The organism is Microbulbifer maximicatervae (SeqCode) (assembly GCF_052467695.1).
Genome location: NZ_CP174320.1, coordinates 4,025,328 through 4,051,622, shown reverse-complemented (window position 1 = coordinate 4,051,622; position 26,295 = coordinate 4,025,328). Strand labels below are relative to the sequence as shown.

23 protein-coding genes and 1 pseudogene are annotated in these 26,295 nt (G+C 48.9%); 6 read left to right on the top strand and 18 right to left on the bottom strand.

Annotated elements, in window-relative coordinates:
* Positions 1–81: 81 nt before the first annotated feature.
* From ACJJI8_RS17825 to ACJJI8_RS17765, 13 genes are all read right to left on the bottom strand, one after another.
* Positions 82–1,893 (bottom strand): hypothetical protein, encoded by a 1,812-nt coding sequence (locus ACJJI8_RS17825; protein ID WP_444933211.1) that lies wholly within the window; start codon positions 1,891–1,893, stop codon positions 82–84.
* Positions 1,894–2,069: 176 nt separating this feature from the next.
* Positions 2,070–3,107: a hydrogenase expression/formation protein HypE gene (gene hypE / locus ACJJI8_RS17820; protein WP_444933210.1), complete on the bottom strand. Its 1,038-nt coding sequence runs from the start codon at positions 3,105–3,107 to the stop codon at positions 2,070–2,072.
* On the bottom strand, positions 3,073–4,200 hold the full coding sequence (hypD, locus tag ACJJI8_RS17815; RefSeq protein ID WP_444933209.1) for a hydrogenase formation protein HypD: 1,128 nt from the start codon (positions 4,198–4,200) through the stop codon (positions 3,073–3,075). The genes hypE and hypD overlap by 35 nt, the downstream gene beginning before the upstream one ends.
* A gap of 11 nt (positions 4,201–4,211) precedes the next feature.
* Positions 4,212–4,436, bottom strand: coding sequence for a HypC/HybG/HupF family hydrogenase formation chaperone (locus ACJJI8_RS17810; RefSeq protein WP_444893906.1), 225 nt, complete (start codon positions 4,434–4,436; stop codon positions 4,212–4,214).
* A complete protein-coding gene (gene hypF, locus ACJJI8_RS17805) occupies positions 4,436–6,751 on the bottom strand; it encodes a carbamoyltransferase HypF (protein ID WP_444933208.1) in 2,316 nt (771 codons plus the stop codon). Before hypF ends, ACJJI8_RS17810 begins: the two co-directional genes overlap by 1 nt.
* Positions 6,741–7,013, bottom strand: coding sequence for a hydrogenase/urease maturation nickel metallochaperone HypA (locus tag ACJJI8_RS17800; protein WP_282932830.1), 273 nt, complete (start codon positions 7,011–7,013; stop codon positions 6,741–6,743). The genes hypF and ACJJI8_RS17800 overlap by 11 nt, the downstream gene beginning before the upstream one ends.
* Positions 6,976–7,497: a hydrogenase maturation protease gene (locus tag ACJJI8_RS17795; protein WP_444933207.1), complete on the bottom strand. Its 522-nt coding sequence runs from the start codon at positions 7,495–7,497 to the stop codon at positions 6,976–6,978. Before ACJJI8_RS17795 ends, ACJJI8_RS17800 begins: the two co-directional genes overlap by 38 nt.
* A complete protein-coding gene (locus ACJJI8_RS17790; protein WP_444933206.1) occupies positions 7,433–8,797 on the bottom strand; it encodes a Ni/Fe hydrogenase subunit alpha in 1,365 nt (454 codons plus the stop codon). The genes ACJJI8_RS17795 and ACJJI8_RS17790 overlap by 65 nt, the downstream gene beginning before the upstream one ends.
* Before the next feature lie 43 nt (positions 8,798–8,840).
* Entirely contained in the window at positions 8,841–9,659 is an 819-nt protein-coding gene (locus ACJJI8_RS17785; RefSeq protein WP_444933205.1) for an NADH-quinone oxidoreductase subunit B family protein, read from the bottom strand.
* Positions 9,635–10,444 (bottom strand): FAD/NAD(P)-binding protein, encoded by an 810-nt coding sequence (locus tag ACJJI8_RS17780; RefSeq protein WP_444933204.1) that lies wholly within the window; start codon positions 10,442–10,444, stop codon positions 9,635–9,637. Before ACJJI8_RS17780 ends, ACJJI8_RS17785 begins: the two co-directional genes overlap by 25 nt.
* Positions 10,434–10,922 (bottom strand): cyclic nucleotide-binding domain-containing protein, encoded by a 489-nt coding sequence (locus ACJJI8_RS17775; protein ID WP_444893901.1) that lies wholly within the window; start codon positions 10,920–10,922, stop codon positions 10,434–10,436. The genes ACJJI8_RS17780 and ACJJI8_RS17775 overlap by 11 nt, the downstream gene beginning before the upstream one ends.
* Positions 10,919–12,034, bottom strand: a complete 1,116-nt coding sequence (locus ACJJI8_RS17770; protein WP_444933203.1) for a 4Fe-4S dicluster domain-containing protein — start codon at positions 12,032–12,034, stop codon at positions 10,919–10,921. Before ACJJI8_RS17770 ends, ACJJI8_RS17775 begins: the two co-directional genes overlap by 4 nt.
* Before the next feature lie 166 nt (positions 12,035–12,200).
* Entirely contained in the window at positions 12,201–12,632 is a 432-nt protein-coding gene (locus ACJJI8_RS17765) for a hypothetical protein (protein ID WP_444913780.1), read from the bottom strand.
* A 441-nt stretch (positions 12,633–13,073) separates the two neighbouring features.
* Here ACJJI8_RS17765 and ACJJI8_RS17760 point away from each other — a divergent pair, with 441 nt between their 5' ends.
* The gene (locus ACJJI8_RS17760; RefSeq protein ID WP_444913070.1) at positions 13,074–13,505 is read left to right on the top strand and encodes a hypothetical protein; all 432 of its coding nucleotides are present in this window, start codon (positions 13,074–13,076) and stop codon (positions 13,503–13,505) included.
* A 36-nt stretch (positions 13,506–13,541) separates the two neighbouring features.
* Here ACJJI8_RS17760 and ACJJI8_RS17755 read toward each other — a convergent pair whose 3' ends face one another.
* Positions 13,542–14,687, bottom strand: coding sequence for a hypothetical protein (locus tag ACJJI8_RS17755; protein ID WP_444933202.1), 1,146 nt, complete (start codon positions 14,685–14,687; stop codon positions 13,542–13,544).
* A 269-nt stretch (positions 14,688–14,956) separates the two neighbouring features.
* Here ACJJI8_RS17755 and ACJJI8_RS17750 point away from each other — a divergent pair, with 269 nt between their 5' ends.
* Together ACJJI8_RS17750 and ACJJI8_RS17745 are read left to right on the top strand one after the other, a co-directional pair.
* Positions 14,957–16,618, top strand: coding sequence for a VRR-NUC domain-containing protein (locus ACJJI8_RS17750; protein WP_444933201.1), 1,662 nt, complete (start codon positions 14,957–14,959; stop codon positions 16,616–16,618).
* The gene (locus ACJJI8_RS17745; RefSeq protein ID WP_444933200.1) at positions 16,609–19,041 is read left to right on the top strand and encodes an ATP-dependent DNA helicase; all 2,433 of its coding nucleotides are present in this window, start codon (positions 16,609–16,611) and stop codon (positions 19,039–19,041) included. The genes ACJJI8_RS17750 and ACJJI8_RS17745 overlap by 10 nt, the downstream gene beginning before the upstream one ends.
* 9 nt (positions 19,042–19,050) lie before the next feature.
* Here ACJJI8_RS17745 and ACJJI8_RS17740 read toward each other — a convergent pair whose 3' ends face one another.
* From ACJJI8_RS17740 to ACJJI8_RS17730, 3 genes are all read right to left on the bottom strand, one after another.
* A complete protein-coding gene (locus tag ACJJI8_RS17740; RefSeq protein WP_444917156.1) occupies positions 19,051–19,422 on the bottom strand; it encodes a VanZ family protein in 372 nt (123 codons plus the stop codon).
* A 20-nt stretch (positions 19,423–19,442) separates the two neighbouring features.
* A complete protein-coding gene (locus ACJJI8_RS17735) occupies positions 19,443–20,051 on the bottom strand; it encodes an HD domain-containing protein (protein ID WP_444917155.1) in 609 nt (202 codons plus the stop codon).
* 563 nt (positions 20,052–20,614) lie between these two features.
* Entirely contained in the window at positions 20,615–21,307 is a 693-nt protein-coding gene (locus tag ACJJI8_RS17730) for an FMN-dependent NADH-azoreductase (protein ID WP_444933199.1), read from the bottom strand.
* 122 nt (positions 21,308–21,429) lie between these two features.
* On the opposite strand from ACJJI8_RS17730, the gene ACJJI8_RS17725 reads away from it, so the two are divergent.
* The 3 genes and pseudogenes from ACJJI8_RS17725 (at position 21,430) to ACJJI8_RS17715 (ending at position 25,401) form a co-directional block, all read left to right on the top strand.
* Positions 21,430–22,320, top strand: a complete 891-nt coding sequence (locus ACJJI8_RS17725) for a LysR substrate-binding domain-containing protein (RefSeq protein WP_444933198.1) — start codon at positions 21,430–21,432, stop codon at positions 22,318–22,320.
* Positions 22,321–22,508: 188 nt separating this feature from the next.
* Positions 22,509–24,782: pseudogene (locus tag ACJJI8_RS17720) on the top strand (ribonucleoside triphosphate reductase).
* Complete coding sequence (locus ACJJI8_RS17715; RefSeq protein WP_444933197.1) at positions 24,775–25,401, top strand: anaerobic ribonucleoside-triphosphate reductase activating protein; 627 nt, start codon at positions 24,775–24,777, stop codon at positions 25,399–25,401. Before ACJJI8_RS17720 ends, ACJJI8_RS17715 begins: the two are co-directional and overlap by 8 nt.
* 531 nt (positions 25,402–25,932) lie before the next feature.
* Here ACJJI8_RS17715 and ACJJI8_RS17710 read toward each other — a convergent pair.
* Complete coding sequence (locus tag ACJJI8_RS17710; protein ID WP_444933196.1) at positions 25,933–26,289, bottom strand: hypothetical protein; 357 nt, start codon at positions 26,287–26,289, stop codon at positions 25,933–25,935.
* Positions 26,290–26,295: the final 6 nt, after the last annotated feature.

Genomic DNA, 26,295 nt, shown 5'->3' with positions numbered 1-26,295 from the left:
CAAATATTGAACGCAACCTAATTGGGTCTGTACCCCAAAATGGGGAGCAGACCCAGCTAGTCAGATAGATATGGCGATGAATTAATCCTGTTGCATACCATCAACCCATTTCGGTTTCTTGGGGGCGATAGGAGCGAATCGATATAGCTCCCAACCGCCATCAGGGTTGAGATTAAATGGGTTCGCTGTTCCAAGCCACATGAAGGTTGGGTGATTAATCATCGTTCTAAAACCGAAGTTAGCTGAATTGCCCACACCATTTATAGTTGCAGGAATAGCGCGCTGATTTGGCGAGAGAAATCGATAGAGCTTTGCGCCAGATGTTACCGGGTTGGATAGTGCGTTTTCCAGTAGCATAAGTAGTTCTGCTGGAAGTTCACCTGCGGGGTCAGTTCCACTCTCTATTAGAGCTGCAAATTGCTTACTGACATCTAGGGTACCCAGATACATATTGTCTCCAGTTACACCCAGGCGCCATGTGTATACATTAAATGGCCAACCCAATCCGGCTCTGCCTAGCTTTGGGGCCCCAGCCAGTGTCTGAGTATCCACAAACTCATTACTATCTGGGTCCCAAACCTGGACACTTTGATACCCATATAGGACATTAACCCTCGGTTTCTTCTTCCCTTTATCTCTCTTACTTTTTCTGGTGAATCGGTCACCACTGAACACAGTGGTTGCACGATGAGTTGCGATTATGGTTCCCAATTCACCAATAGGCGTATCCCAGGTTTCGCCATAGGCTTGAACATGGCTTCTGAAACCACCTAATGGAAAGTTAATCGTGCCCCAGTAGAGCTTTCCTTGCCATGATGTAATGTCTCCGCCCGCATAGGCCCTAGCACTGATGAGGTCTGGTTCGTACTCAGTGATGTTCCAGACCTCTTCCCACTCTTCAACATCACTGGGCTTAAAGCCTCCGGGAGGTATCCTGGGGCTCATTACAATTCCCGAATAGGCCAGAACTTCTCCTGTTTGAGTATTAACATTGGGCCAGGTGGAGGAGAATATACGCCCTCTATGTACAGTCAGGTTTGCAGGGGTGCTTTCCATGGTTCCCACTGCTTCAAACTTGAATGGATCATGCAGATCGCCCATCCAGCGAAGGACTTGGCCTGATCCACCCAGGTCTTCTTGTAATCGAACACCTGTGTACAACACACCTTTGTAATTTAAAAACTTACGGATGTTTGAATACTCAGGGAATCTTTTCGATCCCAAGTACTGCCCGGTACTTGCCTGCCAAGCCATCATAATGATGCTGTTACCGCCGCCCTCGCCGGCTATACCTTCTTGGACACCGCCGGGTCCCGCAAGAAAAATAACATCGTCAGCATAGCCACCCGAGCGGAACCCCAATGTGTCTTGAAGAAGTGGGTCATAAGTGGGGGTTATTTCTGTTACTTCCAGGGTACAAGTGTCCATGCGGTAAGCTGTCGGTGCCCGCCAATCGCCAAGGTTTTTAAGGTTGGGGTTTTCCTGGGCCAGTATCCCTTGATTGAATTCGCATACCCATCCCTGGTTTGGCGCAAATATTGGAGTCAAAACTGCATCCGGGGCCGCTTGTGCGGTACAAGGAACGTTGGCACCTGTTCCCCAATACAAAAACTTGGGAGATTCAGCCATTCCCCAGATCTGTGCACTATTGCGTTTAGGCTCCCCCGCAGAACATACCCCATCGACCAATTCCGGGTAGGGTTGGCCAATACCGTTAAAGCACTCGTCGATCGGTGCTTTAAATAGTTTGTCAAAACGCGGCTTAACCCGTTTGCACCTTTTGTCTGGATGACCTTGAGGCCCAACTTCTGGTATTGCCCATTGAGCGTTAGCGAAAATTGGGATTGTGGAGGTTAAAAGTAACGAAATTGCAAAATATGCGGTGGCTCTCATGTATATTCCCTGCCCTACTACTTACCGCTACAGCGGAAAAATCAACGGTTAAAAGGCTTGTGGGTCTTATTAATCGCAGGCCAAATGGGTCAGCAATATCCAAGACTAAATAAAGGTTAGGATCTTGAAGGTGAGAGGAACTGATTAATTCTATGAATATTCTGCCAATAAAATCCTTAGCAAATTCTCGGTAGTTGTTCCCCTGGTAACCGTTGTAATAACCGATCGCATCCCAAGCTGTTCTTCAGAATGACTTGGGCGCAATTTCTTTGTTCAATTGTACCGATAAAACCACAGGCGCTTTCCGCTGCTGCTTCTTGAAGGATGGAAATTGCCTGCTTGGAGGCGCCTTCAGGGACAATAGCGACAAAACGTCCCTCGTTTGCGACATATAGTGGGTCGAGGCCCAAAATTTCACAAGCGCCCTGTACGGCATCGGATACTTGAATTTTGCTTTCTTCCAAAATGAAGGTTTTTCCGCAGCTCTCTGCTAGCTCCACCAGTGCAGTGGCAAGCCCACCACGTGTGAGATCTCGCAGACAATGAACTTCAATTCCGGCATTGATCATTTGTGCAACTACACCATTCAGTGGTGCACAGTCGCTGAGGAGATCACTTTCAAACTCGAGTCCTTCGCGGCAGGCCATTACCGCCATTCCGTGGCGGCCAATATCGCCGGATAGAATAATAGAATCACCCTGGCAAATGCGGTTGGGATCAATGGGTTGTTCTCTTATCAGGGTACCGATGCCACTGGTATTGATATAGAGCCCATCCCCCTTCCCTTTCTCTACCACTTTGGTATCGCCGGTGACTAAGGTAATTCCTGAGTTCCGGGCAGCCTCAGCCATCGAGATCAGAACCCGTTGGAGAGTTTTCAGGGGTAACCCCTCTTCGAGAATCAAGCCGCAGCTTAGAAACTTGGGTTCCGCGCCTGCCATGGCCAAATCGTTGACGGTGCCATAAACGGCGAGCTCACCGATATTTCCTCCGGGAAAGAAAAGTGGTGAGATGACAAAGGAGTCGGTGGTAAATACGAGCTGATCAGGTTTCCATGGAAGTGTTGCACTGTCATGGGCCTGGGATAGCCAGGGGTTAGAGAATACAGGTTGAATATATTGATCGATCAAGCGTTGGGTCATCTCCCCACCGCTGCCATGGCCAAGGCGTACGACCTCGTCAGCGGTTGGTGGAATTGGACACTGCAGATTCATTCGATTCCACCTGATTCTGGTAGCGATAGTAGGCCGCGCAAGCGCCTTCAGTGGAAACCATTGGCGCCCCCAGCGGTTGCTGGGGTTGGCAGGTCTTAGCGAAGTGAGGGCAATCCCCAGGCTTCTTTAGCCCCAGCATAATATCCCCACTGATACAGCCCCTGTTTTCAGAAATGCTCAATGTTGGCAGATTGAATGTTTGTTCTGCATTAAATCCTGAGTAATCATCGCTCAATACCAGACCGCTAGCGGGAATTTCACCTATGCCGCGCCACTGTTGTGTTGCTACTTTAAAAACCTGTTTAATCAAGTCCTGGGCAACGGTATTACCTGTTTTAGTAACCGCGCGCTGATATTGGTTTTCTACTTCACTGCGACCACTTTCTAATTGACGGACACACCGGAGTACGCCTTCAAGAATATCCAGAGGTTCAAAGCCCGTGATCACTATTGGAATCTGGTGTTTTTTCACCAAGCTGCGGTACTGACGATATCCGGTTATTGCACAGACGTGACCGGCAGCTAGGAAACCTTGAATCCGGCAGTCTTCACGGGCACATATCGATTGAATCGCCGGTGTAACCAAAAACTGGGATATCAATGCGTAAAAGTTGTCGATTTGCTTTTGCTTGGCGAGGGACAGCGCCAGGGCATTGGCGGTAGCAGTCGTTTCAAAACCCACTGCAAAGAATACGACCTGCTTGGTGGGGTTCTGCTCTGCCACATTGAGCGCTTGCAGCGGCGAGTAAACAATACGGACATCGCCTCCGGCAGCTTTGACCTCTAGTAAATCTCGATCTGAACCGGGGACTCGCAACATGTCGCCAAAGGAGCAGAAGATAACATTCGGTATTGCAGCAATCGCAATAGCTCTATCGATGATTTCCTGAGGTGTGACACAAACCGGGCAACCGGGTCCGTGTACTAATTGAATCTCCTCGGGCAGTAATTGCTGCAAGTTGTATTTTGCGATGGCATGGGTTTGCCCTCCACAGATCTCCATTAGAGTCCATGGGCGAGTAGTGACTTTCTGAATCTCTGCCGCAATTAGCTTGATGTTCTCGCAGTTGCGGTATTCCTTGAGGTATTTCATTACAGGCTGACTCAACCCAATGTTTTGAGGTACTCGAAAACCTTATTTGCTTCTTTTGCTCTCAACTTGCTGATCGCGACTCCAGCATGAACGATCACGTAGTCTCCTACTTCAGCCTCGGGTACCAGTGATAAATTTACAGCTTTACTGATACCGCCGAAGGAAACTTTTCCAGTGCGCTCCATGGCTGATTCTTGCTCTATTAATTCGATTCTTCCGGGAACTCCCAGGCACACTAGGAACTCTCCTCTCCCAATGATTGCCCAGCAGCATCCATACATTGTGCGTAGTGGATCTGGCCCAGCGATATTCCGCCATCATTTGGGGGGACCTCGCTGTGGCTGTGAACGGAAAAGCCCTGGCTTTCCAGGAGCGCAGTGACGGTTTCGGTAAGCCGCTTGTTCTGGAATACACCGCCGGACAGAAAGATATTCTTTTCACCTTGTTGCGTTGCTACTGCCAGCGCCATCTGCGCGAGGGTGTTGTGAAATGCAGCGGCCCTTTGTGGCAGTGATCGGTTTTCATCGTAGATCAAAGCACTAATACAGGGTGTCCAATCCAGTTCCAGCAGATCCCCTTTTTGAATAAGAGTAAATGGGTAGCAGTCTTTAGAGCTGACGCCACGGGAGCACTGCTCAAGAGCCATGGCGGCCTGCCCTTCAAAGCTGGTATGCGTAGTCAGTCCCAGGAGTGCGGATACCGCATCGAAAAGGCGGCCGACAGAGCTACATGGTGGACTGTTAATCTCACCTTTTAACATGGTGACCAGGTTTTGACGCTCGCAGCGGGTGAAGCAGCGCTTCAATTGTCGATTTTCCAGGGCGACAAACCCTGAGATTTCATACAGAAGCCCGGCCGCAGAGCGTCTGGGCTCTCGTACGGCCTTTTCACCGCCTGGCAGCGGGAATGTGCGAAAGCTGGCGATGTGTTTGACAGGAGACTGTCCATTCCAGTGAAAGAATTCTCCACCGCGAACAATGCCACTGCGGTCGTAACCAGTTCCATCCCAGCAGATTCCCAGTGCAGGTCCTGAGTGAGCGTGTTCTGCCATGCAGGAGAATAGATGGGCAATATGGTGTTGAACGCCAATACGCACAGCTCTTTGCTTCATAGCCCAGCGGTGAGAGGTATAGCCTGGATGGAGGTCGTGGATTAATTTTTTCGGGCGGCACTGCTGTAGTTTGGTGAGATCGCCAATAGTTTGGTTGAAGTGCTTCAGGGTATTGGCACTACCTAAGTCGCCAATATGTTGGCTCGGATAAGCCCACCCGGCGTGAGACAGTGCAACTGTGTTTTTCAGGTCCGCGCCCAGGGCCAGGAAGCTCTCTCGTTCACCTTCGCCCTTTGTGCCTGGAACAGGCAAGGTGATGGGAAGTGGCGCGTAGCCCCGGGCTCGACGCAACATCAGCGGACGGTTATTGACCACCCTGAGTACAGAGTCATCCAGCGGGCGCAAAATTCGACGATTGTGAACCAGAAAGTAGTCAGCGATTTTACCCAGGCGCTCAAATGCCTCATCATTTTCTGTACAAATAGGCTCTTCTGCGAGATTGCCGCTAGTTGCGACAAGAGGAGCTCGATACTTTTGCGCAAGCAAGTAATGTAAAGGTGATGCAGGCAGCATCACCCCCAAGTCGGCAAGATTTGGAGCGACCAGCGGATGTATCCTGGAGTGACTGTCATCCTTCGCTTCCAGTAGAACAATCGGTCTTTCTCGGGTCGATAATAGCTGCGCCTCTTGCTCCGAGACGCAGCAATCCTGGCAGACACTTTTCAGCTCGTCATATAGAAGCGCGAACGGCTTATGCGGACGTTGTTTGCGCTGGCGCAAGTTGGCGAGCGCCTTACCATTGGAGGCGTCGGCTAACAGTTGAAAGCCGCCTACCCCTTTAAGGGCAATAATTTTCCCCTGGGCAAGGGCATCAAGGGCTTTAGATAGTGCCCGACTCTTCTTCGCAATTGTAACGCCGGCAGTATTACAGAAAAGCAATTGAGGGCCGCACTGGGGGCAGGCATTGGGCTCCGCATGAAAGCGCCGATTGAGGGGGTCCCGGTACTCCCCCGAGCATTTTCCGCACAAAGGGAAGTGGTGCATGGAGGTGTTGACACGATCGTAGGGCAGTTTGTAAATGATGCTGTAGCGGGGGCCGCAAAGAGTACAGCTGATAAACGGGTAGTCATAGCGGCGATTGTTAGGGTCTGACAATTCCCTGAGGCAATCATCACAGGGAGCCAGGTCTGGTAAAACGATGGTTGAACTACTGGCATCACGGACACTGGGTAAGATTCGAAAACCGTATTCTGCCTGAAGAGCCACCGGATAGGATTCAATGTGAGTGATGCGACTGTAGGGAGGTTTCTCTGAAGATAACTTATCGATAAACTTTTCGATTTCCCGGCTTTTGCCCTGGACTTCAATTCTCAGGCCGCCGCTATAGTTGGCCACCCAGCCTTTCAATTGAAAGCTATCGGCCAGGCGATAGATAAAGGGCCGGAATCCTACTCCCTGCACCAATCCGGCGATTTCAATCCGGCGGCGTTCAGTGGCCATCAGTCTCCTCAAACTTTAAGCTCTCCAGGATTACATCCTGGGCTTCCTTGTGATTAATATCCTTAAGCTCATCAATTTCCAGCTTAATCCCCTCGAGAGAAGTCCCGAGTATCTCCCTGTCAAAATGCTCCCTCAGATGCGCTGCAGACATATGCGCCAGGGCACCCAAGCGTAAGCGAACGCCGATCGGCCTGCCGGGTTCATCAGAGGCCAGTTCCTGGATTTTATCGATCAGGTTTTTGATGAGATTCTGTTCGTGCATAGTGGTCTCCGCTGTATAGCGTTAGGTGCGCGATAATCATTTGCTCTGCTCGATGGGCTGCACTGGCCACTTTGGGCGATAACCCTTGCCCTTTTGCCAGACTTTCTGAGTTGATCGCAAAAACATCCAGATGTGCCGGCAGCGAATTAATGTGCTTTCCCATGGTCAGCGCTTCGGTCAGCCCAAATCCATGGCTTGATGTATTGCACATCGATGGAGCAAGAGCACTCTCAAGCCCATCAATGGTGACAACCTCCCCGATAGGGTGCTGATCGCTTATCATGGCGTCTACAAGGCAAACCCATCGACCTTTCCATTGCGCGAGCAAATGTAAAATATCGCCGCCGCTTTCGAGGTATTCCACCGCCCCTCCAAGTTTTTGGCGAAGTCGAGCGATGATATGTGGCCCTACTCCATCATCACCGCGCAGGGGGTTGCCCAGGCTTACCAGTAACCATGGATTGCTTACTTTCCGCTTGCCCATAATTCAAATGTAGCTGTAGGAAGTGAGTGGAGCAGGAAATGCAAGGGTCGTAATTCCTTATCGCCCGTTCACATAGCCCCTGTAATTTATCCTCAGGAAAGTGCATAAAGCTCGGCAACATCAAGCGGAGGTCATCTTCGATGGTCTTCTGGTTTTGGGAGGTGGGAGCGACAATTTTTGCTGTCGTAATCTTGCCTTTCTCATCAATATCGTAGCGATGATATAGAAGCCCACGGGGTGCTTCGGTGGCTGCACAGCCGCTTGCGGTTCTCGGCTCGGTCTTTAAATGAGGCTCGGCTGGGGGTTGGTATCTATCAATAATATGCAGGGCTTCTTCAAAGGCATGTAGTACCTCCAGGCTCCTAACGAGGATGCTTTGGAAGGGATTTAAACAGGGGGCGGTAAAGTTGATCTCCTCCGCTAATTGCAATGCTCGAGGCGACAGCTTGTCGCGATTAAGGTTGTAGCGTGCGATGGGGCCCACCAGATAGGCACCCCGCTCCCGTAAAGTACAGTGCAGCGCGGTGCTGTGAGCGACGTGCTCTTCTTCAAAGTGGTTCTCATAGTCTTGGGCGCTAATATTGAGTCCCGCACTGGAGGTGATCCTGCCCTCGTTCATTGGGTATTCTGACGGGTGGGTTAGAGCGACAAATTCGTAGTGATTATCCCTTCGCCATTCGTAGCTGGGGAAAGGCAAAGCTGCGGACCAGCGCACCAGTCGCTCGGTGAGATCCCGGGCCATTTCCAGCTGCGCTACCAAGGCTGTGAGTTCACGAGCTTCCGGAACCTTGTAGAAACCCCCTACCCTCACATTAATCGGGTGTACTTCCCTGCCACCAATAAGGCGAACGAGGGCATTGCCCGCCTTTTTAATCTCCAGCGCGTTCTTAACAATCTCTGGATGATCCTTAGCCATTGCGACTGCATTGGGGTAGCCGAGGAAATCTGGTGCATGGAGCATGCTGATATGCAGCATATGGCTCTCGATCCATTCACCGCAGTAAAGCAATCGACGAAGCATACGCAAAGCGCCGTCGGGCTTTAGGTTCAGGGCATTCTCCATGGCATGCACAGCACTCATCTGGTAGGCCACCGGGCAGATCCCACATATGCGTGCGGTGATATCTGGGGCTTCCAAGTAATCGCGCCCTCTGAGAAGGGCTTCGAAGAACCTGGGGGGCTCAAAAATCTTGAGCTGTACATTTTGTACGCCGCTATCGTCGTAGTCGATATGGAGGGCTCCCTCCCCTTCGACCCGAGCGAGATAATCTACCTTAATCGTTTTGCTGCGATCCGCCATAAAGCTCACCTGGGGGCAGATTTATCACCAATGTTTGGGGGGATTAACGCTCCCCATCTTCTTGCCTATCTTCACTTTGTACTTTAAAAGAAGACGCTAGTGGATTGAAATTCCTAAGGTTTTCAACAATTAAAGTATTTTCTACATTTAGTTTTTCATCCCACCAGTGGCAAAGTGATTCGGTGTTGGGATTTTCCTTGGGACCGTAGCAAGCGTAGCAACCGCGGTTGTAACTGGGGCAAATAGCGCCACATCCCGCGTGTGTAACAGGCCCCATACAGGGGGTGCCATGGGCAACCCAGATGCAAACATTGCCGCGCAATTTACAGTCAATACACACCGAGTGATTGGCAACCTGGGGTGCTCGCCGGTGCAGGAATGCACTGATTACTTCGAGCAGTTGATGCTTGTTGATAGGACACCCCTGCAACTCAAAGTCCACTGCTACCCTCCCTGATATTGGTGTGGATTCCTTGAGAGTGGCGATATATTCCGGGTGGGCATAGACCACATCGGTGAACTCCTGCACATCGGCAAAGTTGCGAAGTGCCTGAATCCCTCCAGCTGTTGCACAGGCGCCAATACTGATTAGAAAGCGGGACTGACGTCTGACCTCTAGGATTCTCTCTTCATCTGCTGGCGTGGTAATGGAGCCTTCAACGAGAGAGATATCAAAAGGACCCTCTTTCACCTCACTGGAAGCCTCCAGGAAATAGGCGATATCTACCTGGGCTGCCAAAGAGAGAAGCTCATCCTCGCAATCCAATAGGCTCAATTGGCAACCATCACAGGAGGTGAACTTCCAGACAGCAAGCTTGGGGGTAGGATTACTACTAGCTATAGGCTGTTGATTTGAAACCATGAGCGAATATCCCGGTAGCAAAAGACAGGGCCATCTTTACAAACAAAGTTAGGTCCCCACTGGCAGTGGCCGCAGATTCCAATGGCACACTTCATGTTGCGCTCCATGGATAGATAGATATTGGATTCAGTCACACCTTTATGGAGAAGAACCTGTATGCAAAAGCGCATCATGATCTCGGGTCCACACACAAACACTAAAGCATCATTGCACTCCAAATGAGTGACACGCAGAGGGTCGGTAATCACACCAATATGCCCGTTCCAGTCTGTGCTGGCGTGGTCCACAGATGTCACCAGTTCAAATGAGCTGCGCCAGTGACCAAGCTCTGGCTGGTAAAGCATTTCTTCGGGGCGACGAGCCCCATAGAAAACTTGTAGGCTCCTGGCCGGCAAGTGCCCCTTAAGAAAGCTGTAGATCAGGGGGCGTAAAGGCGCTAGCCCAAGTCCGCCGGCGATAATCACTAAGGGACGATTTGCCGCCAGGTGAGTTGGCCACCCCTGCCCGAATGGTCCCCGGATGCCCAGTTGCGTTCCAACTTCCAGTTTGCAAAGCGCTTGGGTAGCAAGCCCCTGGCCTTTAATCGTATGGGTAAGTGGGTCAGCCGATGACGTGCTGGGGCCACTTAAGGAGATAGCAGCCTCCCCGGCACCAAAGGCATAAAGCATATTGAATTGCCCGGGCTGAATGGGTGATGGGCCCCTAGCCTCTCGTGTCAGGGATAGAGTGACAGTGCCAGGAAATTCTTCGCGTCGATGGGCAACACGCCATAATTCAGGGATCACAGCGAGGGATTCCCTGTGACGGATGTGGCCCGTAAAGGTCCAACAACTGTATTCGTGCTGCTTGCAATCGTTCTGTAGCAACTTTGGTAAACCGTTTCATCAATTCGAAACCGAGTCTCGGTTCTTTTTCGCACTTATCTCGGAGGCACTGCCCGCCGAGTTTAAGGCTGCGAACTGAGGTCAGGGCCCGGGCATCGAAGGCACTCAAGTAGGGAGGATACAGCCAGGACCAGCCGAATATATCTCCACCATGCAGTGTCATCAGGCAAAGGGGCCCATAGTTGGGGACAAAGGTTTCTACGGCGACACGTCCAGATCGAATTAAGAAGAAATGGCTAGCCGGAGTGTTTTCCCTGGCAAGGTATTCGCCTTCTTTATAGTGACTATTGCTTGTACACCCGGAGAGGAATGCCAGGTCCTTGTCTGCCAACCCGGTAAAGAAAGGGTGCTCCTTGAGTAAGGTGGTGACAACTTTCATTTTTGTTCCTGGGCGCGAATATTCTGTATCTCTTCCGTGATATCGATGCCTACTGGACACCAGGTAATACAACGTCCACAGCCGACACAGCCAGAGCTGTCAAATTGGTCATACCAAGTGGCCAGTTTGTGAGTCATCCACTGCCGATAGCGGCTGCGGGTATCCGCCCTTACCGGGCCGCCAGACAAATAGCTCAACTCAGCCGTAAAGCAGGAATCCCAACGCTCCCAGCGCTGAGCTTCATTTCCGGTTAAATCTGTTGTGTCCTCAACGGTTGAGCAGAAGCACGTGGGGCAAGCCATAGTGCAATTGGCGCAGGAGAGGCAGCGCTCCGCGACTTTATCCCAGTTTGGGTTGTCATAATTGCGATAAAGCAGTGTCTTCAGGTCAGAGCTGTCAAAGCTGCGGCTACCGTTACCCACTTGATTTTCGGCTTGCTGAACGGCAGCTTGCCCCTCTTGTTTCTCCGTTTCTGATGCGTCAACAGTGGGTAATTGCTTTAACACTCTGTTGCCTTGAGGGCTGCCGCTGCGTATGAGGAAGAAGTGGGCATCGGAGGTCAGAACTTCGGTGATTACCAGATCACTGGGCAGTTGCACCTGCGGGCCTGTGTTCATTGAGGTACAGAAGCAGGTATTTGCTGCTGTTGTGCACTCCACAGCGATAGTGAACAGCTGAGCTCGACGTGCCTTATAGCTGCTGTTGGCGTAATCCCCCTGTGCGAGGACACGGTCCTGGATAGCAATGGCGTGTAGCTCGCAACTGCGAACACCGAGAAACGCTAACTTGACCGGAGGCTCTTCAATTTCCAGAATCTGGACATCCTCTCCATAGCGGCTAGCGCTCCAGAGCTGGCGTTGGGGCAGCTGAAGAAACTGCTTCCAGGAATGGGGTCCAACGGCGTAGCCAAAATAAGCCTTGTCATTGCGGCGCTCCACCCGGTATTGCCCCGCCTCTTGCTGATCCGTCCATCCTTGGGGTAGATCTGTGGGAGTTTCAATCTCACCATAGGTAATAGCCCCGTTATGCAGTATCGGGCCAAAGAGCTGGTAACCTTCACTGCGAATTGTCTGAATCAAACGATCCAGGTCATTCGCTGCCAGTTTAAGCATTTCCACGAATAGCCGAGAGCCGGCTCCGAAAGAGCAGTAGTTGGTGACCTACTGATTTTTAGGTCTGTACCGGCGAATTGCACTAAGACAAAAGTGCCAAAATGCTAAGAATAAAGTTTAGAGAAAAGCTATAGCTCCGACTACTTATTGAGGTGGGGTACATCCTTTAGGCAAAGTATTTCATAACCTTCTGATACTTATATACGACATACCATCTAAGCAAGATGATTGGCGCAGTGCTTGCCATCACAAGGGCTACACCTGCCCCGAGCTTGTTTAAGTTGATGGCGAGTAAAGAAAATTCAAAAATATCGATAAGCACTATAACTGGAATAAAAAAGATCCAAAGTTGTTCGAATCCTATTCTCTTGGCAAACGCTAATCCAAACAGTACGACGTAGAAAAGGGAGGAAACAACCAAGCTGATTACCAACCACCAAAAGGGGATGCCTGTGGAGCCATCGGTCAAGACCGTATATTGGGAATACAGCTCCAGTGGTAGAAGGATAAAAAAGACAATTTTCCAGCCTACACTAGGGCTATAGACGGCGGGGCGATTATCGAGTTCGCTCTCAGGTGCTTGATAAGGATTTTGCACGCTCTGCCCTTTTATTGGCCTTTGAAATTAAAAACTGTCGGCGACTTCAATCCTATGGGTAAGTGCATTTATAAGCAATTTTTGCCGGCTATTAATTACTGCAGACCAAATGTAGAAGTAGTTTGCCGATTATCGTTTAGTCTTTTGCATTCAGAGCTTAAAGATTGACATCATGGCTTTACCTTGCTAACACTACGAAAAAGCAGGCTATGTTGTCACATTTATGCGATGAGCTGCCTCACACTATCGATAAACTATATGTAGCAACTATTGACTTTGAAACTGCAGACAATATCCTCGCTGTTCAAATTTTGATAGTCAGAGAGCCTAACTGGTAAGTAATGATGACCTCTATTTAGCTCAGGGAATGGCGAGAAGTAACTTTCGGATTGGTAATTGGTGCCTATCTGGAATAGTGGTAAATAATAAGGACGTTTCGAGATGCAGGATATGTATCAGACACCAGATAGCCCCCTTACAGACTCTATTCCACACTACAAACCCAGTGCGGGTTGGAAGGTGCTCCTTTTTATTCTCGCTCCGCTGGAAGTCTATTCCCAATATCTTGGTTTCGCCGCCGATGAGTGGGACCTCCCTATTTGGTGGATGATTTTTAGTCTGGTAGTTTATATTGTATTTTTTGTTGCTTTGTTTGGATTGGCCTTCTCGAAAAGGATTGCCTTCTCAAATGCTTGGCGTATCTATTTGCCTATTTTAATCTGCACTGACGTATTTGAATTTTTCTCCGTCATCCATGAGTTCAATATGTCGGTACTGGAAATCCAAATCATTACTATGATTTGGATTTCAGTGATATTTTTTACTTGGTACGTTGTGTACCGATATCAAAAGGTGATGCGATATTTTAAATAATATCTAAGCTAGCCTTAACCTCTTTCAGTTAGTGGTTTATTGGAAGGTATTGCCTACATTACCTGTGCCAGTTTGCGTGGTTAATGCGATTTCACCACTGCCAACCTGAGAGATTGTTTGAGTATTGGAAGTGCCGTTTTGTGTCGCAAGAATGCTGCTGCTAATACCGCTATGTTGATTAATCTGGGAAGAATTAGAATCGCCAAACTGATTTAGTATCAATGAACTGGTGAGCAAAGACCCGTCCTGCCCCTGATCTATTTGTGCTGTATTGTTTGAACCATCTTGGATTACTAGAGTGGTGCAGGAAATAAGTTCAATAGCGGCAATATTTTCGTTCCCTTGATCAAGATTTACCGTATTAGAAGAGCCGGTTTGCATTACCTCACCGCTGCTTGAGGTAATATTCTCCTGATCTACATTTGCAATGTTGTTGTCACCAATCTGGGTGACTATCCCAGTAGCAGCTGAAACATCAGTTTCTTGTTCTATTCTTCCAGTATTCGAATCACCTATCTGCGTTATTATTGCAGTGCTCGTCGTCGTGACTTCATCCTGCTCGATATCTAAAAAGTTGGAAGAGCCAGTCTGGCTGGCCATAGCAAAGGTAAAGGTTACATCTCTATCCTGATCTATATTGGCGAAGTTGGAGTCACCAACTTGGGTGAACATGGCACTAGTGCTATCCACCCTTATACGCTGATCTAAAACCAATGTGTTAGACATTCCTTGTTGAGATGCAACAAGTGTGGTGGAAGTAACATCTTCCTGCTGCAGGACTTGGATGTCGTTCAAGTCTCCAGATTGCATGCCGGTGAAGGCGCTGAATTGAGCATCGTCCTGCAGCAAGGTCGCTGTATTATCACTGCCACTCTGGGTTAGGGAGGAAGTAGTAAGCTGCGTTGCATTCTGTTGCACTGCTGAGGCCTGATTCAAATTTCCCGTCTGCACTAGTTCAATAGTGCTTTCAGAAGTGCCCGTAGTTTGGGATGCATCCGAGTCATTGAAATCGCCGATTTGGGTCTGAACAATCAAGTTGTTATGCACAGTACCATCGGACTGATCAGAAGTTGCACTATTGCCAGTACCTTCCTGGAATACCAGGGTGACATTATTATCAGCTAGAGCAGATACGCTGGCGGCAAATAGCGCGACTGCAGTCACAGAATTTGTCACTTTCATAGAGGTAATCCCTTATTGGTTAAATCTTATGGGGCGACCGCTTATAAGCCTCGACTGCAAGCCTGGATGAGCATCAAGGGAGTTGCCATAGGAAAAAATGGCTGAATAACTAAGAAGAAAGCTTGGGATTGTTGTTTGTTCACGGGGCTAACTTGCTGTATAACCATACAGCCCCAGAGTAACCTCTGCCTCATTGTTTGCATATCACGTCATAAGGAACTGGTGTGCGGCATCGACGATAGATAGATCGAAAAACTAGCGCTTGTGCCATGACCCAACCGATAGAATTGCCAACTGGCTACTACCTGGACAACTTCAAAGCGTTGATTGAATTTGTTAGCCAACATTATTCCCGGCTTATCACCACATCTGAGCAAAATTTTTTTAAAACCTTCCAAGAGTTGGATATTTATAGCCAGCGGCTCTATGTGCGTTTGCTGTCCCGTAAAGGAGTACCCTCCTCTAGAGGATCGCTTTTCCGCCTGGAGAAGCTTAGCTATGGTGAGATAGAGAGCATTGAAAGTGCTGCAGCTGTTTTGGATCGCGCTGGACTACTTTGTTTTAATCCGGTGTTAACGGCACAAGAATATCTACCACTATTTACCAAAGCTGAATTGCTTGCGGCAGGCCCCTTGGGTATATCCAAGTCTCTCAGCCGGCCTTCCCTCGAGCAACTATTGCTTGAAGACTCCAGTTCGAGTGACTGGTTTGTGAAGTTGCTTTCTCAGCACAGGATACTAGCTGTCCAGGGTGCCGAACATTTCCAGACTTTTAAACTGTGTTACTTTGGCAACTTGAATCAGGATCTTACCGACTATGTATTGCGGGATCTTGGGCTTTATCGGTATGAATCCTATCCACTGGACAAGGAAAATCTCCCCTTTCAAAGCCGCTCGCAAATTGATCAGTATCTGCTTTACTACCAATGCTTGGAGCTGTTAGAAGAGCCTTTACTGGAAGATGCGGAAGCCATATTGGCCCTATCTGCTCAACTGCCAGAAGGTATCGATGGTGACTCAACCCTGGCTCGTCGGCTGGACAGAATACGTCTTAAATTGGCACGGCAGCTTGAGCGGCTCAATGCTCTTGAGCAGGCCGATTCACTATATCAACTTTGTAAAACCCCTCCCGCCCGTGAGCGCCGCGCACGAATTGCCATAAAGCAAGGGTACGACACTCTAGCATTGGAAATATGCGAGGAAATAATAGCCTTCCCTATGGACCAGGCAGAAAGAGAGTTTGCTCTTAGCTTTGGTTACCGCACAGCCAAACGAAGTGGAGGCCTCAACAATTGGCAGGCACCTCATAAAATCCAAGCACCCACTGAAGTGATAAGTTTGGCGCAGGGGGAAATCTGTGTTGAGCTACAGGTGGCAGAGCACCTTGAAGGTTCTAGCGGTGGTGAGTGTTTTTATGTAGAGAACACCCTATTCACTGGTGTGTTGGGCCTCTATATTTGGGACATACTGTTTGCACCTGTGCCTGGTGCTTTTTTCAACCCCTTCCAGGTAGCCCCAGCCGATTTTCGCACCGCGGATTTTTACTATTCCCGACAAGCGCTATTCACCCAGCGATTGGCTGAAATAGAGCATGAGCCCTTGAAGTCCCGTGTCCTCGCTACCTTTGCTGAGAAACAAGGTATTGCCAACCCTTTGGTTACTTGGGAGGCTTTGTCTACAGAACTACTTGAGAAGGCGCTGGATAGAATCCCCCTAAGTCATTGGCGTTCAATTTTTACTCGCATGCTCAGTGATATCACACAGAATAGAAATGGGCTGCCAGACCTCATTTGCTTTACTCCCTCCGGTCACTATGAACTCGTGGAGGTTAAAGGTCCTGGGGATCGCTTACAAAAAAACCAAGAACGCTGGCTGGCGTTTTTTGCTGAAGAGGCGATCCCTCATCGGGTAATTCATGTGGAATGGCACTAGCTTTGGATAGCTTAGAGCCGGCTGAGACTTTGAATCTTTCTGTGGGAGAGCTAGTCGCTTTCTCCTGCCGCAGCGGGGATTTGATTCGGGAGCCAACTTCTGGGCCCTCTGCCCAGGAAGGGATTCGGGCTCATCAGAAGCTACAAAATCAGCGGCCGGCAGAATACAAGCTCAAGACCCAAATAGATTGGATGGAACAGCAGGTTACTTTGAGCGGCCGGGTTGACATTTTTCACCCGAAAAGTGATTTGCATAAACCGGCTCAGCTGGATGAAATTAAGACCACTTATTTACCCCCATCGAAGTTGCCCGAAGCCGCCAAGAAATTGCATTGGGCCCAGCTAAAAATTTACGGCTATTGCCACTTGGTCAATGAAGGCGCCACAGATGGTACAGATACAGTTGCCCTGCAAGTTGTCTGGTATAACCTCAAGGAGCGCAAGGCCTATACAGAGTGCATAGAGTACCCCTTTAGTGAGTTAGAGGCCTTCACTCTTGAGGCTCTCACAAAATATTTGTGTTGGCACAGGGCTTGGCAGGAACATCGGCAACAGCTTATTGATACTGCGAAACAGCTCGCTTTCCCTTTTCCGCAATACCGCCCCGGCCAGCGCCAACTGGCAGTGGAAGCCTACCGGTGTTTCCGGGACGGTGGCGAGCTGGTGGCCGAAGCTCCAACGGGAACCGGTAAGACAATCAGCACCCTATTCCCAGCCATAAAGGCAATTGGCGAGGAAAAACTGGATCAGCTGGTTTACCTGACCGCAAAGAATTCCGGTCGGCAAATGGTGCGGGAAACCATTGAGGCACTTCAGGCGAGTGGTTTGCAGTTATCTTTACTTGAAATTCAAGCAAGAGAAAAAACCTGTGCCTGTAACCTGGGGCTTTGTACCCGTGATGATGACGGCATCTGTCCGAGAACAAGAGGGTTTTATGATCGACTTCCAGTTGCAATGGATGCCCTGCTCGGCCGGCCCCAGTTAACTCCCAAAGAAATTGCTGATGTGGCGGATCAGCAGCAAATCTGCCCCTTTGAACTCTCCCTTCAAATATTGCCTTGGGTAGACTTGGTGGTATGTGATTTCAACTATGTATTTGACCCTTTGGTACGCCTGACCAGTTTTCAGGACCAGCGCAATCGCCGCGCATTGTTAGTCGATGAAGCTCATAATTTGATCGACCGCGCCCAGGAAATGTACAGTGCAAAGTTATCCCGCCGTGATAGTCGCCGCGCAGCTAATGCTTGCAAAGGGCACTCTCCTACATTGCGGAGAAGTATCCAGTCTCTGGTTCGGGCAATTGAAAATTGGATCAAGCGATTGCGAGAAGTTGGTGTAGCTCAACGCCGCAGTACTTTTGAAGGGGGTGAAGTTTGGGTCACTGCAGCAACAGGTGAAGCAGAGAATCCAGAATCGGTTTCCCGAGCAGTGCAAAAAGTTCTCTCCACGGTCAGCCAACTTATAGAAAGCTCTCAGTCGCCCCCGGAAGAAATAGCGGAGTGGTTAAGGTCTGTCTATCGTTACGCTGTTATTGAGCAGGAGCTTTCCGATCAGCATAAAGTCGTCACTCGGGTGATTGACCGGGATGCTCCCTGGCAGGAGCAGGAAATTAAGCTACTTTGTTTAAATACTGCACAGTTCTTACAGCGATCCTACCAGCAAAACCAAGCCGCTATACTCTTCTCTGCGACTTTGCGCCCAGCCAGCTATATATATAGTCAACTGGGTGTAGAGCATGAGTCGCCCTACTTAAGACTGCCCTCGCCTTTTCAGCCGCAGCAACAGGGCGTTTTCCTGTGTCCATATATAGATACGCGCTACCAAGCCCGCGACCGCTCAATAGAGAATCTCGTCGACATTATTTCCCGTACCTTTTACAGCCGCGCAGGAAATTACCTGGTATTTTTTCCCTCTTATCGTTACCTGGAGCAAGTTGCTGAGAGTTTTAAGGCGAGATTCCCGGAAGTGTTCTTGTTACAACAGCTGCCGGGGCAGGGAGAGACAGAGCGCGCTGAGTTTTTGTCTGGATTCAACGAAGGTAACAAGAGCCTTGGGTTTGCCATTATGGGGGGCACCTTTGGTGAAGGCATTGACTATGTTGGGGAGAAGCTGGTTGGCACTATTATCGTCGGTACTGGGCTCCCGCAAGTTAATGTTGAGCGGGAGCTACAGCGCGATGCTGCGGAAACTACTGGCATCCATGGATTTGACATCGCCTACCGCTATCCAGGGATGACTCGCGTACTGCAAACTGCCGGTCGGGTTATACGTTCCGAATCTGATAAAGGTGTGATCATTCTGGTAGATAGCCGCTTTTCAGAACCTTTTTATTGGCAGCTTTTCCCCGAGCACTGGCAACCGGTGATTTGTCGCAATACCGATCAGTTAACGGGCAAGTTGGAGCAGTTCTGGAGCTTGAGCTAATCCAGGTTTTTAGGATTTGTACTCCCTCAGCCCAAATTTTCCCAGCACCCAAGCGATAAGTGTGCCGCTCAATATCCCTGCCGTATTAGCCGCGAAATCCAACCACTCACCTGTGCGATTCACGTAAGGTTGAAGTAACTCTATGCCACCGCTCCACAGCACAAAAAATAACCCTATTAGCCACCAGTAACTAGGCCTGCGCAGAGCGACGGGGAACATCAGTGCACTATAGGCAATTAAGTGATTGGTTTTGTCGGTGCCGGGTATATTGGGTACTTCGGGAAGCGGAAACAGGGATAGGCTCGTAATAATGCACAAAAACACCACTGTTAGCAGAATCCAGTAGTTGTAGACGAGCCTTAAGGGAAGTTGAATTATCATTTAAACCACGCAAGAGTACGTCAAAAGGCCTGTAAACTTCTTTTAATATTACTTCGAGCTTGAGCATCAAAGTGACTGTGAAAGTAATCGGTGTGATAAAGCCTTTTCTGAGACAAAAATTCCCTTAATAGTTCCCTGCGTTTCTTTTTGTAAATCATAATCGGTACCAGCCGATACTCTTTACGGACTTGTTTTTCATAAGCTTCGAAAACGCTTGTGCTGGCACCCAGGATCGTTAGGTCAATGTCGATAATTAGCTTTTCATCAATACTAACTGGCGTGTAATTGTGGCAGGTTGCCATAATCAATTGGTACACCCTATCCACTCCTGCGGGACAATACCCGGAATTGATCAGGAACTTTTTTGCCCATAGAGCACTGTTTTCTTCATTCTTAGAGGAAAATGGCTTGTAAATCGCATCGTGAAACCAGATAGCCAACTCGACCTCATGGGGGTGCTCGGCAAGCTCTGCAACTTTATCAAAGTGCTTCAGCATCGCATCAATGTGATGCCCTGTATGATAATGCCTGTGATTCTCTGCATACGAAGAAACTAACTTTTCGAAGCACTGAAGGGATTCAGGAAGATTGAGTGCCCCCATTAGGTTGAGCCATCTATTTTGGTTCATTGGCTAATCCTCGGAGCGTCATCTTTCCGAAAACCCGTAGCTTGTAAAATGTTTTTCCCTGCCAATACCAAATAAAGCCATGCCTTTCTCCATCGATTCCCCAATAATACGATATGAATATGCCAGCTTTTTTCCCGTCGAGCACTATAACCACTGTAAAGGAGAGTATAGGCTTCTGGGTCATCGACTATTGATTCGGCAATGCTTCTTGCATGCTCAATGCCAAGTGAAACCATCTCACTAACCTCCTCCTTACTTGGTTCTCCCTGGGATTTTGGAAAAACCAAGAGGTGGTAATTCGGTATTAGGTCTCTACGAACCCTGATCAACCGGCAATTGTTTCCAGAGGCTAAAGTAACATTCGCGTTGTCGTTCGATGAATTGCCAAATACCCGCTGCTTCATGAATCCTCAGATACTTATTTACTTTTTTGTACCAGAGTACAAATTGAGAGCTGACAAAGACGCTATTTGCGCCTATTCCGCATAGTAAGTATCGGGAGGCCACTCTGACAAGTCGCTGGCCACTTCATTGGGTAGACAAGCTGCTTTGGCAGGCAAACTTTAAAGGCAGTTAGCCAACGTTGCGGTTAACTCCTGGGTTTTGAGGAAAGCTCGTTTAATCGAATCCCGATGCCTTTCATCAGCAAATTCCTGGTACTCCGCATTGATTTCATGAAACTCCTCAACCCCCAAATAGTGGCTTAAGGTTCGGATATGTGGCCCCAGGTGATTCATTTGCTCACGGATTCCTCCTTGTCCAAAGCCAAACTCCCCGGCAGAGGTGATTAGCACCAGCTTTTTGCCAGACATAATAGGCTCTAAGGGGAAGTCACCGCGGTCTAAATCAAAGGTGAACGTCTTGTTGATACGAACAACTTGATCGAACCAGGCTTTAAGTGCGGCAGGCATGCCGTAGTTATACATCGAAGTGGACATAACAATGATATCCGCCTGGGATAGCTCATCAATTAAGGTGTCAGAAAGCGCGACCAAGGACTGTTGCTCCTTGGTGCGATCCGCTTCAGGCGTAAAAACCGAGGCAATCCAATCTTGATTAATAAAACCTGGTGGATTTAAACCGACATCTCTATGGATAACTTTATCTTTAGGCCTCTTTTCTAGCCAGCTGCTTACAAAACTTGCGGCAACTGCTTTGGAGATTGAGGTATGCCTGGGGATATTCGCACTTTCATGTGGTGCTGCTAAGCCGCTCCACTTCTGGGCACTAGCGTCAATATGTAATAGTGTTTTCATAGTCTGGAACCTTTACTAAACCGCCTGAAGGTTCATCTATGGTGATGCTGGGGAGTATCCTTGACAAACGAGTTATTTCTTCTTATAGATGAGGAAAACTCATCTATAAGAGATTCTGATCGGTGTACCCAAACCTGCCCTCCCTCAACGCCCTCAAAGTATTCGATGCAGCCGCCAGGCTGGGCAGTTTCAAGAGAACTGCGGAAGAACTCTTTATAACGCCGACAGCCGTATCACATCAGATAAAGGGTTTGGAGGAGTCCCTGGGTACAACATTATTCGAGCGCAAAACCCGTGCCGTGCAGTTGACCAGTGAAGGGCAGATGCTCGCTCAAACTACCTCTCAAATTTTTCAGCAGCTCACTGAAACGGTGAGTGAAATAACGTGTTCAAAGAAAACACTGACCGTTAGTACGACTTCAAGCTTTGCTGCTATGTGGCTTGTGCCCCATCTGGAGAATTTTTATCAGAAATTTCCAGATATCATTGTTTCAGTAGTGACCGGGGAAGAAGTGAGTGATATCGAGCGAGATAGACGCATCGACATCGCTATTCGGTACGGGAAATATGATGGAAGTACAAAAAATGCTCTCCACTTGGCCACCGAAACAATCGGTGTCTACGCTGCACCAAGCTACCTGACTCAGATTAGGGATATTTCTGAAGCTCAACTTCTGGAAACAAAATGGGTTAACTCATCACTTCCACCGCTGAACTGGCAAACTCTCCTCAAAAGAAAACTTGATGGCATTCGCGTGCGGCAGTTTGACCAGGAGCATCATGTAATCCAGGCCGCCTTGGCTGGCCAGGGTATTGCGCTAGTAAGTTCGCTTCTTGTTCAAAATCCTTTGCGCAATCAATGGCTGGTCCCCTACAGAGGAGACTCCAAGCTTTCAGGGATTGAGGGATTTACCTATTCCGCATTAATACCTAGCCGCCATTCAAGAAATGGAAATGTGTTGGCTTTCGTAACCTGGCTGAAGGAAGCACTTCGCGATTCTCCCTATAGTTAGGTACATCCGACTGGCACTGAACTCGCCTTCGGACTTGCCGAGAGTAGGTATGTACCTAATCTAAGCCCATACCAAGAGCACAACATATTGTGTCCATCTATTAAGCAATGCGCCATATATAGTGATCTGGATCAATTGGTGTTCCTGTCTCTTCGATATGCTCTCCCCACAAATTGTGAGGAAGTCCGATGACCAGTACCGCTATACCCGACAGCGAAGCCGCACCAGCTTCAGAACAGATTTCGCAGGTAAGTTCAGATCAACTGTTGGTGCGTAAGCGAGATGGCAGGACACTGGCTTTTGATGCTCGCAGAATCACTTTGGCTCTTCTCAGTGCTGGCCAGGCAACGGAATCTTTTGATCAACAGGAAGCGGAACAACTTACCGAATCTGTCCTTAAAGTGATCAAGCACCGCTTTGATAGTGGTGAGCCCATTGATATTGAAGAGATTCAGAATATTGCTGAACAGGTATTGATCAATAACGATTACATTGATACTGCCCGCGCCTATATCGCTTATCGGGGGCGGCATGCGCAAATGCGCACTGATCGGCAAACACTGGTGGATGTCGGTGCTTCTATTGAAGAGTATTTAGAGCAAGCGGATTGGCGAGTTGCAGCCAATGCGAACCAGGGATATTCCCTTGGGGGATTGATCCTGAACAGCGCAGGTAAAATGATTGCCAACTATTGGTTAAATCATGTTTATTCCCCTGAGATCGGCGCAGCACATCGGGATGGCGATTTACACATCCACGACTTGGATATGTTGGCTGGATATTGTGCAGGTTGGTCGCTGCGCACCCTATTACATGAAGGGTTGAATGGTGTTCCGGGAAAAGTCGAATCGGCACCGCCGGCCCACTTGACCAGCGCGGTCGGACAGATTGTTAACTTTCTTGGAACACTTCAAAACGAATGGGCGGGCGCGCAAGCATTTAGCTCTTTCGATACCTATCTTGCGCCTTTTGTGCGCAAGGACCAGCTGGACTACGCGACCGTACGCCAGTGCATTCAGGAGCTGATCTTTAACCTGAATGTGCCATCCCGCTGGGGTACCCAGACCCCCTTTACTAATCTCACTTTCGACTGGGTTTGCCCCCAGGATTTGCGCGAGCAGGTGCCTGTGATTGCCGGTCAGGAAATGCCCTTCACCTATGGCGACCTGCAAGAAGAAATGGATCTAATCAACCGCACCTATATCGAAGTCATGAGCGAGGGGGATGCACGCGGTAGGGTATTCACCTTCCCTATTCCCACATACAACATCAGTGAGGATTTCCCTTGGGAGAGCGAAAATGCTGAGCGGCTGTTTGCCATGACCGCTCGCTACGGTCTGCCCTATTTCCAAAACTTTATAAATTCAGACCTGAGCCCAAACATGGTTCGTTCCATGTGCTGCCGCTTACAGCTTGATCTGCGCGAATTGTTAAAGCGTGGCAACGGCCTCTTTGGCTCCGCCGAACAGACAGGTTCGCTCGGCGTAGTAACTATCAACTGTGCCCGCCTTGGATATCTCTATAAAGGAAACTGGCAGCTTCTGCTCTCCCAGCTGGACAAACTGCTGATACTTGCCCGTGATTCACTTGAAGTGAAACGGAAAGTCATCCAACGGCATATGGATGCAGGTCTATTTCCCTACACTCGCCGCTACCTGGGGACTCTGCGCAACCACTTCTCCACGATCGGGGTGAACGGCATCAATGAGATGCTGAGAAACTTCAGTGGGGATAACGAAAGTGTAGTTACGGAAGATGGGAAAGCACTGGCCGAGCAATTACTCGATCATATCCGTATGCGCATGACTGAATTCCAGGAACAAACCGGACATCTCTACAACCTGGAGGCAACCCCGGCAGAGGGCACTACTTATCGGTTTGCCCGCGAAGATCGCAAACGTTACCCAGATATTATGCAGGCAGGTAGTAGTGAAGCGCCCTACTACACCAATTCATCCCAGCTGCCGGTGGGCTTTACCGATGATCCCTTCGAGGCCCTGGCCCGACAGGAATCCCTCCAATCCCGTTACACCGGTGGCACTGTGCTTCATCTTTATTTGGGCGAACAGTTGCCTGATGCCGATAGTTGCCGCCGCTTATTGCGGCGTGCTCTGGAAAACTACCGCCTGCCCTATATCACCGTGACCCCGAGCTTTTCTATTTGCCCGGTCCATGGATATCTGAGTGGCGAACACGAATTCTGCCCACGCTGCGACGAAGCTCTCCTGGCCCGTGAGCATTCCTGTTGTAGCGACTAAACCATACTTGCAAGGAGAAAGACCATGAGCCAACAAGATACTTTATTGAGAGAAGAAGATCGGACCCGCTGCGAGGTATGGAGCCGGGTAATGGGGTACCACCGCCCAGTTTCATTTTGGAATCCGGGAAAACAATCAGAGCACCGGGAGCGCCAATTCTTTGTGGCGGACAACAGCAGGAATGCACTAAAAACTTATGAGTAATAAGTTACGTGTCGGTGGATTCACGTCGTTTACGGCAATCGACTTCCCCGGCGAGTTGGCAGCGGTGGTTTTTTGCCAGGGATGCCCCTGGCGCTGCCGCTACTGCCATAACGGTGATCTACTACCTGCGCGAGCACCCAGTGCCTATGACTGGGATCAGATCCTCACATTTTTAGACAGTCGTCGGGGCTTGCTGGACGCCGTTGTGTTTTCTGGTGGAGAGCCCACTGCCCAGAGTGCCCTGGAACCGGCGATTGCCCAAGTCAGGGAGCTGGGATTCAAGGTTGGGCTTCATACTGCGGGAATTTACCCCCGCAGGCTGGAACGCCTGATCCAATGTCTTGATTGGGTGGGGTTGGATATCAAAGCAATGCCGGAAAACTACCCTTCCATTACGGGTGTTGATGGCAGTGGCGAGGCCCCTTGGCAGTGTGCGGAGCTTCTCGCTCAATCCAATGTACCACTGCAAGTGCGCCTTACCAGGCATCCGAGCCTCACAACTGATGCTGAACTGAACCAAATACGGGAGAAACTTAACGGTGTTGGCATTGAAAAGTTGGAGATCCAGCGCTGCAATAGTGAGCAAGCGATTGATCAGACGTTGAGGATCTTAACTTGAATGATAGTAACTAATGCAGCTGCTCTAATGCATAAGAAATCGGTGCATCTCTTTCAATAAATTCAAACACCGTACTGATGGTTGTGGGTTCACCAATTGAGCGGGGCGCTCCAGATATTAAACGCGTTTAATCTACTAAAAAGCGAGCTGAATCCAACTTGAACTCCTCCTTTTTTAGTGGCAAATTTACCATCTAAACTGATGCCCGACTACGTATATGGCTGCACCTTAATCTGTCACGTGTTTGCTAAGACAAGCTTGGACTTTCTTGTGGTTAGTGACTTGTCGATTCTTTACTAAAAAATTAATCACACCACCACTTGAAATGGCAGGACTGTCGCCATCTCATCAGAACATCACTTGAATACTGAAGCACTGCAGATGGGGATGATTATTAAATATAAGGCGTAGCGTTAATTGTTTAAAATCAAGCGAAAGATACTAAAAAATGAAAAAAGCCTTGGGGATTTTCATCACCAAGGCTTTTATTTAATTAGTGGCTGTACTCAATTGACAAGTTATACTGTAGACCTAACCTTTAATTTCGTAGCTGTAAACTTTATTTTTCAATTCTCTATATGCTGGATCTAGCCCTTCACCAGTATCAATATTAACTCCATCTCTAGGGACAAATAAGCCAGTTTCAGTCGAGAAACTTGAGTGCAATTCAATATACAAACCATCTTTAGTAACATAGACCCTTTCAGGCTTCAATTTTTTGATGTTAGATTGCCCTGAGTAATCAATATAAAATTTAGGGTTAGGTGACAGAAGAAGGAGTTCTTCTGCCTCAGCCCTAATGAGCACAAGCTGTTTCTCACTAAGCTCCGGCTGCTGGATACAGCCGGTAATGAAAAACATACACAACAAAATTAGTGATTTTCTCATATTGAG

Coding starts and splice junctions, on each gene's coding strand:
- ACJJI8_RS17760 (WP_444913070.1), top strand. CDS start 13,074: ATGCAGGATATGTATCAGACACCAGATAGCCCCCTTACAGACTCTATT.
- ACJJI8_RS17730 (WP_444933199.1), bottom strand. CDS start 21,307: ATGAAAACACTATTACATATTGACGCTAGTGCCCAGAAGTGGAGCGGC.
- ACJJI8_RS17710 (WP_444933196.1), bottom strand. CDS start 26,289: ATGAGAAAATCACTAATTTTGTTGTGTATGTTTTTCATTACCGGCTGT.
- ACJJI8_RS17770 (WP_444933203.1), bottom strand. CDS start 12,034: ATGCTTAAACTGGCAGCGAATGACCTGGATCGTTTGATTCAGACAATT.
- ACJJI8_RS17790 (WP_444933206.1), bottom strand. CDS start 8,797: ATGGCGGATCGCAGCAAAACGATTAAGGTAGATTATCTCGCTCGGGTC.
- ACJJI8_RS17735 (WP_444917155.1), bottom strand. CDS start 20,051: ATGAACCAAAATAGATGGCTCAACCTAATGGGGGCACTCAATCTTCCT.
- ACJJI8_RS17775 (WP_444893901.1), bottom strand. CDS start 10,922: ATGAAAGTTGTCACCACCTTACTCAAGGAGCACCCTTTCTTTACCGGG.
- ACJJI8_RS17715 (WP_444933197.1), top strand. CDS start 24,775: ATGAGTAATAAGTTACGTGTCGGTGGATTCACGTCGTTTACGGCAATC.
- ACJJI8_RS17750 (WP_444933201.1), top strand. CDS start 14,957: ATGACCCAACCGATAGAATTGCCAACTGGCTACTACCTGGACAACTTC.
- ACJJI8_RS17785 (WP_444933205.1), bottom strand. CDS start 9,659: ATGGTTTCAAATCAACAGCCTATAGCTAGTAGTAATCCTACCCCCAAG.
- ACJJI8_RS17755 (WP_444933202.1), bottom strand. CDS start 14,687: ATGAAAGTGACAAATTCTGTGACTGCAGTCGCGCTATTTGCCGCCAGC.
- ACJJI8_RS17745 (WP_444933200.1), top strand. CDS start 16,609: ATGGCACTAGCTTTGGATAGCTTAGAGCCGGCTGAGACTTTGAATCTT.
- ACJJI8_RS17740 (WP_444917156.1), bottom strand. CDS start 19,422: ATGATAATTCAACTTCCCTTAAGGCTCGTCTACAACTACTGGATTCTG.
- ACJJI8_RS17795 (WP_444933207.1), bottom strand. CDS start 7,497: ATGGGCAAGCGGAAAGTAAGCAATCCATGGTTACTGGTAAGCCTGGGC.
- ACJJI8_RS17800 (WP_282932830.1), bottom strand. CDS start 7,013: ATGCACGAACAGAATCTCATCAAAAACCTGATCGATAAAATCCAGGAA.
- hypE (WP_444933210.1), bottom strand. CDS start 3,107: ATGAATCTGCAGTGTCCAATTCCACCAACCGCTGACGAGGTCGTACGC.
- ACJJI8_RS17825 (WP_444933211.1), bottom strand. CDS start 1,893: ATGAGAGCCACCGCATATTTTGCAATTTCGTTACTTTTAACCTCCACA.
- hypD (WP_444933209.1), bottom strand. CDS start 4,200: ATGAAATACCTCAAGGAATACCGCAACTGCGAGAACATCAAGCTAATT.
- hypF (WP_444933208.1), bottom strand. CDS start 6,751: ATGGCCACTGAACGCCGCCGGATTGAAATCGCCGGATTGGTGCAGGGA.